General features: G+C 74.6%; 12 protein-coding genes and 1 pseudogene. 7 read left to right on the forward strand and 6 right to left on the reverse strand.

The features are described from left to right. Positions 1-60: 60 nt before the first annotated feature. Together ACFVUY_RS28145 and ACFVUY_RS28150 are read left to right on the forward strand one after the other, a co-directional pair. Positions 61-3,744: a SpoIIE family protein phosphatase gene (locus ACFVUY_RS28145; protein WP_387734454.1), complete on the forward strand. Its 3,684-nt coding sequence runs from the start codon at positions 61-63 to the stop codon at positions 3,742-3,744. 156 nt (positions 3,745-3,900) lie between these two features. Further along, positions 3,901-4,305, forward strand: a complete 405-nt coding sequence (locus tag ACFVUY_RS28150) for a nuclear transport factor 2 family protein (protein WP_380543927.1) — start codon at positions 3,901-3,903, stop codon at positions 4,303-4,305. A 28-nt stretch (positions 4,306-4,333) separates the two neighbouring features. Here the strand turns inward: ACFVUY_RS28150 and ACFVUY_RS28155 are convergent, their stop codons facing one another. Then, on the reverse strand, positions 4,334-5,311 hold the full coding sequence (locus tag ACFVUY_RS28155) for a pseudouridine synthase (protein WP_387734457.1): 978 nt from the start codon (positions 5,309-5,311) through the stop codon (positions 4,334-4,336). A 246-nt stretch (positions 5,312-5,557) separates the two neighbouring features. Between ACFVUY_RS28155 and ACFVUY_RS28160 the strand changes: the two genes are divergently transcribed. Further along, on the forward strand, positions 5,558-6,649 hold the full coding sequence (locus ACFVUY_RS28160; RefSeq protein ID WP_387734459.1) for a PP2C family protein-serine/threonine phosphatase: 1,092 nt from the start codon (positions 5,558-5,560) through the stop codon (positions 6,647-6,649). Positions 6,650-6,800: 151 nt separating this feature from the next. Then, on the forward strand, positions 6,801-7,190 hold the full coding sequence (locus tag ACFVUY_RS28165; RefSeq protein ID WP_387734461.1) for a DUF3224 domain-containing protein: 390 nt from the start codon (positions 6,801-6,803) through the stop codon (positions 7,188-7,190). Positions 7,191-7,290: 100 nt separating this feature from the next. Here the strand turns inward: ACFVUY_RS28165 and ACFVUY_RS28170 are convergent, their stop codons facing one another. After that, complete coding sequence (locus tag ACFVUY_RS28170) at positions 7,291-8,121, reverse strand: poly-gamma-glutamate hydrolase family protein (RefSeq protein ID WP_387688756.1); 831 nt, start codon at positions 8,119-8,121, stop codon at positions 7,291-7,293. Positions 8,122-8,318: 197 nt separating this feature from the next. On the opposite strand from ACFVUY_RS28170, the pseudogene ACFVUY_RS28175 reads away from it, so the two are divergent. Then, positions 8,319-9,032, forward strand: a pseudogene (locus ACFVUY_RS28175) (DUF5995 family protein); the annotation flags it as partial. 203 nt (positions 9,033-9,235) lie between these two features. On the opposite strand, the gene ACFVUY_RS28180 reads toward ACFVUY_RS28175, so the two are convergent. Further along, a complete protein-coding gene (locus tag ACFVUY_RS28180; RefSeq protein WP_387734464.1) occupies positions 9,236-10,675 on the reverse strand; it encodes a GuaB1 family IMP dehydrogenase-related protein in 1,440 nt (479 codons plus the stop codon). 376 nt (positions 10,676-11,051) lie between these two features. On the opposite strand from ACFVUY_RS28180, the gene ACFVUY_RS28185 reads away from it, so the two are divergent. Both ACFVUY_RS28185 and ACFVUY_RS28190 read left to right on the forward strand, forming a co-directional pair. Next, positions 11,052-12,521, forward strand: coding sequence for an SDR family NAD(P)-dependent oxidoreductase (locus tag ACFVUY_RS28185; protein WP_387688758.1), 1,470 nt, complete (start codon positions 11,052-11,054; stop codon positions 12,519-12,521). Between the two features lie 21 nt (positions 12,522-12,542). Further along, a complete protein-coding gene (locus tag ACFVUY_RS28190; RefSeq protein ID WP_387734467.1) occupies positions 12,543-13,004 on the forward strand; it encodes an NUDIX hydrolase in 462 nt (153 codons plus the stop codon). Between the two features lie 35 nt (positions 13,005-13,039). On the opposite strand, the gene ACFVUY_RS28195 is transcribed toward ACFVUY_RS28190, so the two are convergent. Genes ACFVUY_RS28195 through ACFVUY_RS28205 form a run of 3 tightly spaced genes read right to left on the reverse strand, consistent with a single transcriptional unit; the run spans position 13,040 to position 16,493 of the window. After that, positions 13,040-15,283 (reverse strand): FtsX-like permease family protein, encoded by a 2,244-nt coding sequence (locus ACFVUY_RS28195; RefSeq protein ID WP_387734469.1) that lies wholly within the window; start codon positions 15,281-15,283, stop codon positions 13,040-13,042. Continuing rightward, positions 15,280-15,972, reverse strand: coding sequence for an ABC transporter ATP-binding protein (locus tag ACFVUY_RS28200; RefSeq protein ID WP_387734472.1), 693 nt, complete (start codon positions 15,970-15,972; stop codon positions 15,280-15,282). The genes ACFVUY_RS28195 and ACFVUY_RS28200 overlap by 4 nt, the downstream gene beginning before the upstream one ends. Further along, positions 15,969-16,493 (reverse strand): PadR family transcriptional regulator, encoded by a 525-nt coding sequence (locus ACFVUY_RS28205; RefSeq protein ID WP_387734474.1) that lies wholly within the window; start codon positions 16,491-16,493, stop codon positions 15,969-15,971. Before ACFVUY_RS28205 ends, ACFVUY_RS28200 begins: the two co-directional genes overlap by 4 nt. Between the last annotated feature and the right edge of the window lie 8 nt (positions 16,494-16,501).

Below are 16,501 nucleotides of genomic sequence, written 5' to 3' on the forward strand. Positions count from 1 at the left end.
GAAGATGGCAGATGCTGGTGGGAACGATCTCCGGACGGCATCTGGGACGGTTCTCTGGCCATGGTGGACCACTACGCGCAGCGCGCGGGGCAGCCTCGGCGGGACGCCCTGCTGATGGTGCCGATCGCCACTGCGCTGATCGACGCCGACGGACGCATCCTGCACTGGAGCAGTGACGCGGAGGCGCTGCTCGGACACCCGGCGCAGGAGGCGGTGGGTGCCCGGGCGGCGACCCTGCTGACCTCCGACGAGCACCGACCGGAGGTGCTCCAGCTGTTCCGGCAGATCCTGGCGGGCCGGCCCTGGTCCGGGGTCTTCCCGGTCCGGCACCGGGACGGGCACCTGGTGGACCTGGAGTTCCGCACCCATCCGATCCTTGGCCCCGGCGGCGCCCCGATGGTGCTGGCGGTCGCCTCCGAGGTGACCACGCTGCACCGGCTCCAGGCCGACCTGGCCCTCCTCGACGGGTTCTTCACCCAGTCCCCGGTGGGCATGGCGGTGTTCGACACCGACCTGCGCTTCGTCCGGCTGAACGGGGCGCTGGCGGAGGCCAACGGCCTGAGCGTCGAAGGCCCGCTGGGCCGACGGCTCACCGAGGTGCTGCCCAGGATCAACGGCCCCGAGTCCGAGGCGGTGATGCGCCGGGTGCTGGAGAGCGGCGAGCCGGTGGTGGACGACCTCGCGCACGGCCGCACCCCGGGCGACCCGAGCCACGACCACGCCTGGTCGGCCTCCTACTTCCGGCTGAGGGACCGCGGCGGCCGGGTGCTCGGGGTGTGCGCGACCGTCATCGACATCACCGAGCGGTTCCACGCCGACGCCCGGGCGGCCCGCGCCCAGGAGCGGCTGTCCCTGCTGGTCGACGCGACCGCCTCGATCGGCACCACGCTGGACCTGCGGCAGACCGCCCGGGAACTGGTCGACGCGATGGTGCCCAGGGTCGCCGACATCAGCGCGGTGTTCGGGCTGGAGGAACTGGTGGCCGGCCGGAGCGTCGAGCCGTCCCCACCGGAGGCCCCCTTGCTGGTCCGGCGCCTGGCGATCGCCTCCGCCGACAACCAGTACCCGGCCGAGGCGCTGCCGCTGGACGCCGTGTACGAGCTGCCGCCGGACTCCCCGTACGCCCGCGCGCTGACCGGCGGGCGCACGGTGGTGGTGCCGTCCTGGGAGCTGCCGGCACTGAGCGAGCGCCTCAACGAGAGCCGCCGCCAGGCCTTCTTCGGCGACCGCCCGCGCTCGGTGCGGATCACCCCCCTGGTGGCGCGCGGCACGACGCTCGGCATGGTGGTGTACTCGCGGCGCGGCTCGCGGGAATCCTTCGCGGCGGCCGACATCACGCTCGGCGACGAGCTGGCCTCGCGCGCCGCCGTCGCGATCGACAACGCCCGGCTGTACCTGCGCCAGCACCGGACGGTGCTGGCCCGGCAGCAGGCGCTGCGCGAGGCCAAGGCCGCGCAGGAGCGCCTGGCGCTGGTCAACGTGGCCTCCACCCGGATAGGCACCACGCTCGACCTCGCCCAGACCGCCCAGGAGCTGGCCGAGGTCGCGACGCCGAGGCTGGCCGACACGGTGGTGGTGGAGGTACTGGAGGAGTTGGTCCGCGGCGAGCGCGAGGCGACCGCCCCGGTGGACGGTTCGGCGCTGCTGCGGCGGATGGCCTTCCACTCGGTGCGCGGCTCGACCCTGTCCCCGATCGACCGCACCGGCAACCTGCACCGCTTCCTGCCCGGTTCGCCGTACGCGTGGTGCCTGGCGCACCGCAAGCCGGTGCTGGTGCCGCGGATGGACGAGGAGGGCATGGCCTGGTTCGCCGAGGACCCGGTGCGCCGGGCCGCCGTCCGGGAGCAGAACGTGCAGTCGTTCATGGCGGTCCCGCTGATCGCGCGCGGCACGCCGGTCGGCGTGGCGGGCTTCTACCGCACGCTGGTCGAGCGCCCGTACGAGGAGGCCGACGTGGCGCTGGCCGGGGAGTTGGCGCTGCGGGCGGCCGTCTCGATCGACAACGCGCTGCTGTTCACCCGCGAGCGCGACGCGGCCGCCGCCCGGCAGCGGGCGCTGGACGAGGCGTGGGCCGCCCAGCAGCGGCTGTCGTTGCTGAACGAGGCCAGCAACCGGATCGGCACCACGCTCGATCTGTACCGCACGGCCCGGGAGTTGGTGGAGGTGGTGATCCCGCGCTTCGCCGACTTCGTCACCGTGGACCTGCGCGAGGCGGTGCTCAGCGGCGAGGAGCCCGGGGCCGTCCCGGCGGAGGGACCGGTGCTGATGCGGGCGGTCGCGGTCGGCGAGACCGGCTCGGACGGCACCATGCACGAGGCCGCCGACGAGGTGGGCGAGACCTCGCAGTCGGCCGGCCTGTACGCGCAGAGCCTGCGCACCCGGCGCTCGATCCTGGTCGCCGAGGTGACCGAGGAGGAGCTGCGCCGGATCGTCGCCTCACCCGACCGGGTGCAGCCGAGCCTGGACGCCGGGGTGCACTCGTACCTGATGGTGCCGCTGGTGGCGCGCGGACACGTGCTGGGCGGCGCGGAGTTCGTCCGCACCCGCAACCCGGCACCGTTCGGCCCGGAGGACCGCTCGCTGGCCGAGGAGCTGGCCGCCCGCACCGCGCTGGCGATCGACAACGCCCGGCTCTACCGCCGCGAGCGGGACACCGCACTCACCCTCCAGCGCAGTCTGCTGCCGCAGGAGGTGCACCGCACCCTCGGGCTGGACCTCGCCTACCGCTACCTGCCGAGCAGCGTGGTCAGCGAGGTCGGCGGCGACTGGTTCGACGTGGTGCCGCTGTCTTCCGGGCGGGTCGCGCTGATCGTCGGCGACGTGATGGGCCACGGCATCCGGGCCGCCGCCACGATGGGCCAGCTCCGCACGGTGGCAAGGACGTTGATCACCCTGGACCTGGACCCGGCGCGGGTGCTGTACCGGCTGGACGAGGCGACCGCGACGGTCGGCGAGGGCCAGTTCGCCACCTGCGTCTGCGTGGTGTACGACCCGGTGGACCGCCACTGCACCGCGGCCAGCGCCGGGCACCTGCCGCCCGTGGTCGCCGACACCGAGGGGCGGGCGCACCTGGTCGAGCTGCCGTCCGGCCTTCCGCTCGGGGTGGGCGGAGTCGCCTTCGAGAACGCCGAGTTCACCCTCCCCGAGGAGGGCATCCTCACGCTCTACACGGACGGCCTGGTCGAGCGCCGGGGCCAGGACCTGGACGAGGGGCTGGAGCTGCTCTGCCGGACCGTCGCCGACCGGCGAGACTCGCTGGAGCAGACCTGCGAGGCCGTCCTGAGCCGGCTCACCGAGACCACCGGCGAGGACGACATCGCCGTCATCATGGCGCAGGTCCGGCCGCGGGGAGCCGACCGGATCGCCACCCTCCCGCTCACCGGGGACCACGCCATGGTCGCCCACTCGCGCCGCTTCACCCGCGAGACGCTGACCGCCTGGGGGCTCGACGCGCTCGCCGACTGGGCCGAGCTGCTCACCAGCGAGCTGATCACCAACGCCCTGGTGCACGCCGGATCGCCCACCCAGCTGCGGCTGTACTGCAACCGGGTGCTCACCGTCGAGGTCGCCGACCAGGAGTCCGAGGTGCCGCGGATCCGCCGTGCCCGCACCGAGGACGAGGGCGGCCGGGGCATCCACCTGGTCAACGAGCTCGCGCACCGCTGGGGCAGCCGCCGGACCAAGGACGGCAAGGTGGTCTGGTTCGAGCTGGAGCTGCCCCCGGGGACCGCCCCGCCCGCCTGAACGGCCTCCCCACCCGCCCGAGCGGCCGCCCCACCCGCGTGGACAACGGACGGTTGTCGGGCCGCCGCCGCGGTTGTTGGCCCGGCGGGCCGCCCCGGCGGTTGTCTGGTGCCACGAGCGGGACGGCCCCGCCCGGACGAACCGCAGGAGCCCACCGTGCAGCACCCCGACGCCCGCACCGTCGTCACCGACTACGTCACCCTCCTCGCGGCGGGCGACCGCGAGGCCGCGATCGCCCTGTTCGCCGAGGACGCCACCTGGAGTTACCCGGGCGGCCTCCCGCTCTCCCGCACCTGGCACGGCAAGCAGGAGATCTTCGGGGACTTCCTCGGCCGGGTCGGTGCCCTGTTCGCCGCCGACGGCCTGCCGGTCATCACCCTCACCCACGTCCTCGCCGACGGCCCGCAGGCGGTGGCCGAGTGGACCACCGTCGGCACGGCCGCCAACGGCGCCGCGTACGAGAACCGCTGCCTGGGGGTGTTCACCGTGACGGACGGCCTGATCACCGCCGTCCGCGAGTACCTGGACACCGACCACGTGGCCCGGACGCTGCTGGCCTGACCACGGCCCGCGCCGCGCGGACCGCCCCTCAGGGCCTGTGAACATCCTGGGACCCGGTCGCGGCACCGTCGGCCCAGCCCTGGGGGTCGGTCCAGGCGGCCAGCGTGCGACGGGTCTCGAAACGGCGCTCGCGGCCGGTCAGCGGGTCGGTGAACTCGACGGTCGAGGCGAGCAGCTGCAGCGGGCCGCGGAAGTCGTCCGGGGCCGGCTCGGGCAGCACCACCGGATAGACCGGGTCGCCGAGGATCGGCAGTCCGAGGCCGCACATGTGCAGCCGCAGCTGGTGGGTGCGCCCGCTCAGCGGCCGCAGCCGGTAGCGGGCCAGGCCGTCGCGGCGCTCCAGCAGGTCAATCCGGCTCTCGCTGTTCGGCGGGGCGTCGATCTCCCGCGCGGCGATCACCCCGCGCTCCTTGACGATGTGGCTGCGCACGGTGCGCGGCAGGCTCAGCTCCGGGTCGTACCCGGCGATCGCCCGGTACTCCTTGCGCACCAGGCGGTCCCGGAACAGCGTCTGGTAGGCACCGCGGTCCTCCGGGCGGACGACGAACATGGCCAGGCCCGCGGTGAGCCGGTCCAGGCGGTGGGCGGGGCTGAGCGCGGGCAGGTCGAGGCTGTGCCGCAGCCGGGACAGCGCCGTCTCGGCCACGTGCCGGCCGCGCGGGGTGGTGGCCAGGAAGTGCGGCTTGTCGACGACCACCAGGTGCTCGTCGCGGTGCAGCACGACCAGCTCGAAGGGGACGCGCACCTCCTCGGGCCGGTCCCGGTGGAACCAGAGGTGGGCGCCGGGCCGGAACGGCTCCGCCGGGGCGACGGGGCCGTGCTCGCCGACGATCTCGCCGTCCCGCAGGGCCGCGTCGATCCGCTCGGCCGGGACGGCGGGCAGCCGGTCCACCAGGTGGTCCCGCACCGTCGGCCAGGGGCCTTCGAGCGGCAGCCGGAGGTGCACCGGGTCCACACCGTGGCGCTGCGGGAGGGGGGAGGCCGGTCGGCGGCTCTTGCGTCTCATCTCCCGGCCCAGCGTAGTGCGCGCCGGCGCGCGTCCCGCGGCCGAGGTGCTGACCCGGGGCCGGGCAGGGACAGTGGACCGGAGGCCCTCGTTCCGCCGGGGGCCTCCGACCGTACGCCGGGCGGCCGGCGGACCGGGGTGCGGCCGGACCGACCCGGCCGGACCCGGCCGACCTGCACACCGGCCGGCCGGACCACCCCCGGGATCGACCCGCCGGACCGACCGACCGGCACCACTGGAGGACGCGTGACCGCCGACGGCCCGGACGGGGTGCCGCCGCTGCACCTGCCGAGGCGGACCCGGCTGCTGCTCTACGGCGCGCTCCTGCTGCTGGTCGCCGCCGTCGTGGCCGCACTGGCGATCGGGCCCGGAACCACCCTGGCCCCGCTGCTCGCGGTGGCCCCGGTGCTGGCCGGCGCGACCACCCGGCGGGCCCGGGTGCCGCTGCTGGTCGGTGCGGTCGCGCTGCTCACCGTCGGGCTGCTGGAGTCGGCCAACGCGCAGCTGCCGCTCTCGGTCCGGATCAGCGTGCCGGTCACCGTCCTGGCCTCGACCCTGGCCAGCGCCGCCAGTGTCGTCCTGGTGGCGGCCCGCGAGCGGGAGCTGTTCCAGGTCCGGACGGTGGCCGAGGCGGCGCAGCGGGCCCTGCTGCGCCCGCCGCCGGAGCGGATCGGGCCCTTGCGCGTGGCGGTGCGGTACGTGGCGGCGGCCGCCGAGGCGCGGATCGGCGGGGACCTGTACGCCGTGGTGGAGACCCGCTTCGGGGTGCGCATCCTGCTCGGGGACGTCCAGGGGCACGGACTGCCGGCGGTGGAGACGGCGGCGGACGTCCTCGGGGTGTTCCGGGAGGCCGCCCGGACCGAACCCGATCCCGGCCGGCTCGCCGAGCGGCTGGACGCGGCGCTCGCCGCCCGGCCGTCGGACGAGGGGCGGTTCGCCACCGCGCTGCTGCTCGACGTGGCGGCGGACCGGGGGCCGGTGCGGCTGGTGAACTGCGGCCACCCGCCCCCGCTGCTGCGCCGGGCGGGCCGGGTGAGCGAGCTGGAGCCGCCGTTCCCGGCGCCGCCGCTGGGGCTGCTCGGACTCACGGGCGGCGGGTACCCGGCCCGGCGCTTCGAGCCGGAGCCGGGTGACGTCCTGCTCCTGCACACCGACGGGGTGTCGGAGGCCCGGGACGCCGGGGGCCGGTTCTACCCGATCGCGGAGCGGCTGCCCGGCCTGCACGGCGGCTCGCCGGCGGACCTGCTGGACGCGGTGCTGGAGGACGTCGGCGACTGGGTCGGGGCCACCGGGCTGGCCGACGACGCGGCGGTGCTGGCGATCCGCTGGGAGCCGTGACCGGGCCGCGCCGCCGGCTCCGGCGGTTCCAGCTGCTCGCTGCTCCGGCGGGCGGCCCGGACGCGATTGTCAGTGGGGTGTGCAAGGCTCGGTTCGCGGTCGGCGGGGAGCCGGCCGCCCAGCAGTGGACGGTCGACGAGGGGACGGTGCCATGGGGAACAGGGCGAGCGGGTCGTTCGAGCTCACCGCGTTCGAGCCGGTGGAGACGGAGGAGCGGGAGGGCGCGGCCTTCGGGCGGGTCCGGATCGCCAAGACCTTCACGGGCGGGCTGAGCGGGGCGAGCGAGGTGCGGATGCTCTCCGTCGCGGGCCCCTCCGGCAGCCCGGCCTCGTACGTCGCGGTGGAGCACGTGACGGGTGAACTGGACGGGCGCGCGGGCTCGTTCGTGCTCCAGCACACGGCCTGGGACACCACCGGCACGACGATACGCGTGGTGCCGGGCACGGGCGCGGGCGAGCTGTCCGGGATCACCGGGGAGTTCCGGCTGACCGTCGACGGGTCCGGCGCCCACACCTACGTCCTGGAGTACGAGCTGGGCTGACGCCACGTCCTGGAGTGGCCGGCCGGGCTGACGCCGGCCGCGCGTGCCACGGCCGGCTGCCCAGTTGTCCGGCTGACCGGCTGACCGGCTGACCGGCCCGTCAGAGGACGGGCTGGCCCGCTTCCAGCCGCCGGATCGCGGCCCGGACCGCGGTCGCAAAGCTCCAGAACAGCGGCAGGGTGTTGGTCGCCCGGTCGGCGCGGGTGTTCTTGCCCGGGGCGAACATCGCGGCCCGCAGCTCGGTGGTCATCTCCAGCTGGGCGCCCATCCCGAGCAGGCTGCGGTTGCAGATGTTCTCCGGGGAGATGCCCGCGATCTCCTCCTCGCCGGAGGCGGTCACCGCCCGGATGCCCGCCGCCGCGAACTCCTCCATCAGGTACTGGCGGAGGGTGGCGTTCAGGCCGCCGACCAGCACGGCCTGGGCACCGGCCTCCAGACCGGCCTGGGCGGCGGTGCAGCCGTGCAGCGACACCACGTTGAGGCTGCCGCCGCACATCGCCCGGGCCACGCCGTCGTCGCAGTGGGTCGAGGTGACGTGCAGCTCGCCGTTGTTGGAGGAGCGCAGGCCCTCGAACATCCAGAAGTCGTGCGTCGGCCCGGCGGCCGGGGTCGGCGCGAGGTCGGCCGGGTGGTAGCCGGCGACGGCCAGGCAGAGTTCGGAGGTGCCGACCTCGATGCCGCCGCCGTGCGGAGCGACGACGGTGGTCCGGACGACGGACGTGCGGCCCTGCAGGCTCTGGTCGTCCATCAGGTGCCGGCGGTAGCGGCGGCCGTAGTCCACGCCCTCGACCACGGTCGGGCTGGCGTAGAGGGCCGTGTTGGAGGGGTACAGGTCGGCGGCGGCGCTCGCGGGGGTGCTTCCCACGACGGCACCGAGGGTGCCGAGGGCCGGGGCCGCGGCGAACGCGGCGATGAGGGTTCGTCGGTTGATCACGGCAGGGATGATGGCAGGGGGTGGGGAATCGGCAAAGCCCCTGCACCGTCATGACCGAATACCTGCCGTGCCACGGACGGAATCAGCCTGATCGTGTGACACCGGCTCGCCGGGCTCGTGCTGCGTCCCCCGGGCACCCGCCCACGCTGTCACGATGATGCGATCAGTGCACGATCGGCATCGGAGGGTGGCGCATGCCCGGCACGGCGGTGGATCGTACGACGGCAGCGCCGGCGCGGGCGGCCACGAGGACGGCCGCGGTCGGGCGGGTGATCGACCGGCTGCGGCGGATCGGGGCGGGGCTGCCCCCGGCCGACGGGGTGGCCGTCTTCAACCGGATCTACCTCACCGTGACGCAGGCGGTCCGCGACCGGCTGGACCGCGGGTGCTTCGCCGACCCGCGGGCGACGGCCGAGCTGGACGTGGTGTTCGCCGGGCACTACCTGCGGGCCGTGGCCGCCGACGCGGCCGGACGGGAGCCGCCCGCCTGCTGGCGGCCGCTGTTCGCGCTGCGCGCCCACCCGGGAGTACATCCGCTGCAGTTCGCACTGGCCGGGATGAACGCCCACATCCAGCACGACCTGCCGCTGGCCGTCGTGGAAACCTGCCGCCGCCGGGGCTGCGAGCCCGCCGCCGTCGAGGAGGACTACCACCGGATCAACCGGGTGCTGGCCGAGGTGGAGACGGCCGTCCGGGAGCAGCTGATGCCCGGGCCCGACCTGCTGGAGCTCGCCGAGCCGCTCCCCCACCTGCTCGGCGTCTGGTCGGTCGGGGCCGCCCGGGAGGGCGCCTGGAGCGCCGTGGAGGCGCTGTGGGAGCTGCGGTACCTGCCGGGCGCGGCCCGGGCCTTCGCCGCCGCGCTGGACGGTTCGGTCGGACTGCTCGGCCGCGCCCTGCTGCTCCCGCTCGGAGCACTGCTCCCACCCGGGCCGGACGGTGGGCCGGGCGCCGGGCCGGACCAGGTGCCGGACGCCGGGCCGGGCAGCGGACCGGTAGACGTGCCGGGCACCGGGCGGCAGGCCCCCGTGACGGCCGCGCCCGCCCGGCTCCCCGAGGCGAGGAGCCGGACGGCCGGCGGTACGGACGCGGGCGCGGCGGGCGCCGGCGGCGATCAGGCCCAGCTGGAGTGCAGCGGCTTGCCCTCGGCGTAGCCGGCCGCGCTCTGGATGCCCACGATCGCCTTCTCGTGGAACTCCTCCAGGCTGGCGGCGCCCGCGTAGGTGCAGGAGCTGCGGACGCCCGCGATGATCGAGTCGATCAGGTCCTCGACGCCCGGGCGGGCCGGGTCGAGGAACATCCGGGAGTGCGAGATGCCCTCCTCGAACAGCGCCTTGCGGGCCCGGTCGTACGAGGAGTCCTGGGCGGTGCGGTTGCTCACCGCACGGGCCGAGGCCATGCCGAAGCTCTCCTTGTACTGGCGGCCGTCGGCGGCGGTCTGGAGGTCGCCCGGGGACTCGTAGGTCCCGGCGAACCAGGAGCCGATCATCACGTTGGAGGCGCCGGCGGCCAGCGCCATCGCGACGTCGCGCGGGTGGCGCACGCCGCCGTCCGCCCAGACGTGCTTGCCCAGCCGGCGCGCCTCGGCGGCGCACTCCAGGACGGCGGAGAACTGCGGCCGGCCGACGCCGGTCATCATCCGGGTGGTGCACATGGCGCCGGGGCCGACGCCGACCTTGAGGATGTCGGCGCCCGCCTCGACCAGGTCGCGGACACCGACGGCGGAGACCACGTTGCCGGCCACGATCGGGACCTGCGGGTCCAGGCCGCGCACCGCGCGCAGCGCGCTGATCATGGACTCCTGGTGGCCGTGCGCGGTGTCGACCACCAGCACGTCGGCGCCGGCCTCGATCAGCGCCGCGGCCTTGCCCGCGACGTCGCCGTTGATGCCGACGGTGGCGGCGATCCGCAGCTTGCCGGCCGCGTCCACGGCCGGGGTGTAGAGGGTGGCGCGCAGCGCGCCCTTGCGGGTGAGGAGGCCGACCAGCCGGCCCTCGCCGTCCACGACCGGGGCGAGCTTGCGGTGCGCCTCGGTGAGCTTGTCGAAGGCGGTCCGCGGGTCGATGCCCTCGTCCAGCACCAGCAGCTCGCGGGACATGATGTCGGCCAGGCTGGTGAAGCGGTCCACGCCCTGGCAGTCGGACTCGGTGACCACGCCGACCGGCCTGCCGTCCTCGACCACCACGAGGGCGCCGTGGGCGCGCTTGGGCAGCAGCGAGATGGCCTCGGCCACGGTGGCGCCCGGGGCGAGCGTGATCGGGGTGTCGAAGACCAGGTGGCGCTGCTTGACCCAGGAGACGACCTCGGCGATGACCTCGGTGGGGATGTCCTGCGGAATGGCGACCAGGCCGCCGCGGCGGGCGACGGTCTCGGCCATCCGGCGGCCGGCGATGGCGGTCATGTTGGCCACGACCAGCGGGATGGTGGTGCCGGTGCCGTCGTTCGAGGAGAGGTCCACGCCCTGCCGGGAGCCCACGGCGGAACGGCTGGGGACCATGAAGACGTCGTCGTACGTCAGGTCGTACGAGGGCTTGAGGTCGTTCAGGAAGCGCATGAAGAAGGGCTCTCTGGCTGGGGGATACACCTCGGGTGCGGTTGCGGCGATGCCGCCGGAGCGCACTCGGGCGCCCGGCACCCAGCATTCGATTCTCCGTGAGGGCGGGGTCAAAAGCCAGTTCGAGGAGCTTTGCTGGGGCTGTCCACAAACCGTGATCAATGCTCCGCGCGTAGACATGGAGGATCATCCAAAGACCCCCTCCGACGTCCGGTTTTCGCCCCGGTCCGGACCGCTCCCGTAGCATTCACGCGGTAACGGGCATGGCTTCACGCGTGTGGGCGTGGCGAACGGGAAAGCGGCAGCAGGCGTGAGCATCGGGCAGACGGACATCGAACAGACGGACATCGCGCGGCCGGACATCGCGCCGGACCGGATCGGGGACGCCGAGGAGATCGACTACGGTCCCGGCCTCGACCCCGAGCGGCTGAAGCTCTGCCTGGAGGTGATCGCCGAGCTCGACGAGCTGCACGTGGACCACCCGGACGCGATCACCGTCCGCCAGGCCGTCGGCGGCATATTCCGCACCCTGAAGCAGCGGCGCCGCCAGGAGACCCGGGCCCGCAAGACCGCCAACGACCGCGAGGTCACCGCCCGCACCGCCACCGGCGCGCCGAGCCGGATCGACGACGAGACGGCCGGCGCCTTCGGCCTGACCACCGTCACCACCACCGAGATCGCCGGCATCCTGGAGCGCCCGCGCTCCTGCTACACCTGCAAGCAGCGGTACGTCGAGGTCGACGCCTTCTACCACAACCTCTGCCAGAACTGCGCGGTCAGGAACCGCGCCCGCCGGGACGCCCGCGCCGACCTCACCGGCAAGCGCGCGCTGCTCACCGGCGGCCGCGCCAAGATCGGGATGTACATCGCGCTGATGCTGCTGCGCGACGGCGCCCACACCACCATCACCACCCGCTTCCCCAACGACGCGATCCGCCGCTTCAAGGCGATGCCGGACAGCGCCGAGTGGATCCACCGCCTCAAGATCGTCGGCATCGACCTGCGCGACCCGGCCCAGGTGCTGGCACTGGCCGACGAGGTCGCCGCCGACGGCCCGCTGGACATCCTGATCAACAACGCCGCGCAGACCGTGCGCCGCCCGCCGGAGTCCTACCGCGAGCTGGTGAACGCCGAGTCCGCGCCGCTGCCGGCCGGCGAGCTGCCGCAGGCCACCACCATCGGCCGCTTCGGCAGCGGCAGCGTCGACCTGCCCGCACTCCCCCACCAGGCGGGCGGCGACGTGCAGCGGATCACCGCCGAGGACGTCACCTCGCTGGCCCTGGTCACCGGCTCCGCCACGCCCGCCCGGATCGCGGCCGGCACCGCGATCGACGCCGGCGGCCTGGTGCCCGACCTCGCGGACACCAACAGCTGGGTGCAGACCGTCTCGGAGGTCGGCCCGATGGAGCTGCTGGAGGTCCAGCTCTGCAACTCCACCGCGCCGTTCATCCTGATCAGCCGGCTGCGCCCGGCGATGGCCGCCTCCGCGTCCCGCCGCAAGTACGTGGTCAACGTCTCCGCGATGGAGGGCGTGTTCGCGCGCGGCTACAAGGGCGCCGGCCACCCGCACACCAACATGGCCAAGGCCGCGCTCAACATGCTCACCCGCACCAGCGCGGAGGAGATGTTCCGGACCGACGGCATCCTGATGACCGCCGTGGACACCGGCTGGATCACCGACGAGCGCCCGCACCCGGACAAGATGCGGCTCGCCGACGAGGGCTTCCACGCCCCGCTCGACCTGGTCGACGGCGCGGCGCGGGTGTACGACCCGATCGTGCGCGGCGAGGCCGGCGAGGACCTGTACGGCTGCTTCCTCAAGGACTACGACCGCGCCAACTGGTGACCTGCTGAAGGAGATGGCGAGTTGAGCACAGCACCGACCGCACCGCTGCTCGGCGCGGGGATCATCGTGCCCACCGGGGACGGCCGGGTGCTGATCGGCCGCCGGACCACCGCCGGCGAGCCGCCCACCTGGAGCCTGCCCGGCGGCAAGGTCGACCTCGGCGAGTCCTTCGAGCGGACCGCGGCCCGCGAACTCGCCGAGGAGACCGGCATCGTGCTGCCCGCCGAGGAGATGCGGGTGCTCGCCGTCCACCTCGACCACGAGCTCGGGAGGCCCCGGCTGACCGCCGCCGTGCTGGCGCCGCCCAGCCTGGCCGAGGCCGTGGTCACCGAGCCGCACGCCTGCGCCGGCTGGGAGCGCTTCCCGGTGGACGCGCTGCCGGAGCCGATGTTCTACCCGTCCGCGCTGGTCCTCGGCAGCTGGCTGCCGGGGCTGTCCCCGCGGATGCGGGCCGGGACGCACGGCTACCCCGTCGCCCGCTGAGGGCGGGCGGCGGGGCGGGCGGCGGGGCGGGGCGGTCAGCCGTTGCGGGCCGCCTCCGGCCCGGTGATCCGCCTCAGCAGCGGCAGGGTGGAGGCGATGATCCCGACCGAGGCGCCGATGCCGAGGGCGACGACGCCGAAGTACACCGCCCCGGGCGACACCAGGCCGTAGTCCATCTGGGACGAGAGGAACAGGGCCGCGGCGGCGAAGGCCGCGCCGAGCGAGATCACCGCCACCGCCAGCAGCGGCAGCACGCTCTCCAGCGCGATCACCCGCTGCAGCAGGCGCAGCGGCGACCCCGCGAGCCGCAGCATCGCGAACGGCCGCCTGCGGTCGGAGAGCCCGGCCACCACACTGACCGCGAGGCTGCACCCGGCGATCGGAAGCGTGGTCAGCAGCACGACGTTCGCCAACTGCCGCCATCCGGCGAGCCGTTGCTGCCCTTCGGTGGCCCAGTCGCCGACCGTGTGCGCGTCGTGGTCCGGCCATGCCGCGGTGAAGACCGTCCGGACCCGCTCCTTCGCCGCCGCCGATCCGTCGGTCGTGGCGTAGAGCGCCTGGACCGGGAGCCCGGCGACCTCCTCCGCGGAGATCGGGGCGGCGGGCCACTCGGCGTCGGGGTGCGACGTGAGGTTGAGGAAGTCGCGCGGCGGGACGGCGGCGACGCTCGCCCCGGCCGCGCAGTGGCCGACCACGGGGATCCGGGCGAGGTCCGCGCAGGACACCAGGCCGGGGGTCATGAGCGGGGCGTCCGGGCGCGGGTTCACGGGGAGCTTCGCGAGCCCGTCCGGATTGCTGTGGACCACCGCGAGGCCCTTGAAGCCCGGCACCGCCCGCACCTCGGCCAGCACCTGTTCCGGCGTCGAGCGCGCCAGCGGCGGCCGGCCGTCCCGGAACTCGCCCTGCACCACGGACGCCCGGGACATCGGATCGCCGTCCAGCGAGTCGCGGTTGGCGTTGATCGTGCCGATGATGCACACCGTGGACGTGGTGACGAACAGTGCCAGGATCAGGCCGCTGACCGCGCGGAACCCGGTCTTCGGGTCGTCCGCGAGCCGGCGCACCGCGATCAGCGTGGCCGGGCGGCCGGTGCGGCGGGCGACCGTACGGGCGGCGACCATGGTCAGCCACGGCCCGGCGATCACCAGACCCAGCATCACCAGCAGGAACCCGGGCAGGTAGGCCGCGGCCTGCCCGTTGCCGGTGGCCGGGCGGCGGCCGACGAAGTACACCAGCTCCGCGAGCCCGGCCAGCAGCGGGATCAGCCGCCAGGCCCGGGGCGGCCGCGGGGTGACCCGCCGGCTGACGCCCAGGGGGGAGATGGCGACCCGGCGCAGCGCGAACCGGGCCGCGACCGCTGCGGCCAACGGCACGGCCAGGGCGGTGCCCAGTATCTGGAGCCCGGTCAGGGTCAGGTCGTCGAGGTGGAAGCGGCCGCCGGTGAAGGGCACGTCGGCCGTCAGCGGGCGCAGCGCGAGGTAGAGGCCGAAGCCGGCGACCGTACCGGCCACCGCGGCGACGGTGGACTCGACCGCGGCGATCACCGCGATCTGCCGCGGGGTGGCGCCGACCAGCCGCATCGCGGCGAACCGCTGCTCCCGGGTGGCGGCGGACAGGCGGGTCGCGGTGCCGATGAAGATCAGCACCGGGAAGATCATCGCACCGCCCACGACAGACAGGATGAGCACCATCGCATCGCCCCGGATGCCCCGGCTCAGGCAGTCGCCGTTCCCGCACTCGGGTCGGGTGGTGGCGATGGTGGTGACGGCGACGGCCCCGTGCGCGCCCTTGACCTCGTCGACCGTCCGGCCCACGAGCACGGCCAGGGTGTCCGGGGACGGCATCGCCGAGTCGTTCAGCGTGCCGACCATCCGGCCCGGGATGCGGTCACCGAGTTCGGCGGCCGGGACCTTGCGCAGCAGCTCGGCCAGGGCCGGGGAGGCGTAGTACTCCCCGGGGGCCGGCAGGCGGTCGAGCCCCGGCGGGACGGGCGAGGTCGCCCCGGTGGCGGCGAGATCGATCTCGCGGATGTCCGAGCCGTCGTAGTAGTCCTGGTGCGGCCGCCACCAGAGCGGATCGACCTGCGCGGTCCCGGTCCGGCTCGCGGCACCGGTGTCGAGCCAGACCTGGCGCTGGTTGGCCCGCTCGATCGCGTTCATGCCGGCGAGCGTGGACAGCAGCAGCCCGACGCCGATCGCGACCGCCGCCGCGATCATCAGCAGCCGGGCGACCGCCTCCCGGCCGCCGCTGACGGCCAGGCGGAGCGAGAAGGCGATCACGGGGCCACCGTTCCGGCTCCGGCCGAGAGCGCGCGGGCCCTGCCGTCGCGGACGATCGCCTCGCGGTCGGCGAAGGCGGCGACCCGGGGCTCGTGGGTCACCAGGACGACGGTTGTGCCCTGCTCGCGGGCCGAGGCGACCATCAGCTCCATCACCTGCTCGCCGGTCAGCGAGTCCAGCGCGCCGGTCGGCTCGTCGGCGAACAGCACCTGCGGGCGGGCCACCAACCCGCGGGCCAGCGCGACCCGTTGCGCCTGACCGCCCGACAGCTCGCCGGAGCGGCGCTTCTCCAGGCCGTCCAGGCCGAGCCGGGCGAACCACGGCCGGGCCTCCGCCAGCGCGGCGGCACGGCGCACACCGTTCAGCAGCAGCGGCAGGGCGACGTTCTCCTCGGCCGTCAACTCCGGCACCAGCTGGCCGAACTGGAACACGAAGCCGAACCTGTCGCGGCGCAGGGCGCTGCGCTGCGCCTCCGGCATCGCGTCCAGTCGCTTCCCGTCGAACAGCACCTCGCCCGCGTCGGGCACCAGGATGCCGGCCAGGCAGTGCAGTAACGTCGACTTGCCGGAGCCGCTGGGGCCCATGACGGCGAGCACCTCGCCGGCCTCCACGGACAGGCTCGCCCCGCGCAGCGCCGGCGTCTCCCCGAAGGCGAGGGCGACGTCCCGGGCCTCGATGACCGCGGTCATCCGTTCACCTCCGCGGCGAGCGCGTCCAGGCGGGCGGCGGTGAGGTCGATCCAGCGCAGGTCGGCCTCCAGGTGGAACAGGCCGTGGTCGGCGAGCAGGGCGTCCACCAGGGCGCCGGTGCGGCGCAGTTCGGTGAGTTCGCGCATCCGGCGCAGGTGGGCGGCGCGCTGGGTGTCCAGATAGTGCTCGGCGTCGCGGCCCAGCATCAGGGCCAGCACCACCTTGGTGAACAGCACGGACTGGAGGTTGGGCTCGGGTGCGACCGGTTCCCGCAGCCAGGTCTCGAACTCGGTCGCCCCGGTCTCGGTGATGACGTACCGCTTGCGCTCGGGCCCGTCGCCGGGCTCCGCCTCGCCGGCCATCACCTTGCCGTCGCGGGCCAGCCGGCCGAGGGTCGAGTAGACCTGGCCGTACGGAAGGGGCTTGCCGCGGCCGAAGAGGGCGTCGTAGTCGCGTTTGAGGTCGTAACCGTGGCTGGGCTCTCGCTCCAGCAGCCCCAGGAGGGTCAAGGGAACACTCATGTGGGAAA

The sequence above is a fragment of the Kitasatospora sp. NPDC058063 genome (assembly GCF_042885395.1).
GTDB classification, from domain to species: domain Bacteria; phylum Actinomycetota; class Actinomycetes; order Streptomycetales; family Streptomycetaceae; genus Kitasatospora; species Kitasatospora lactacystinica.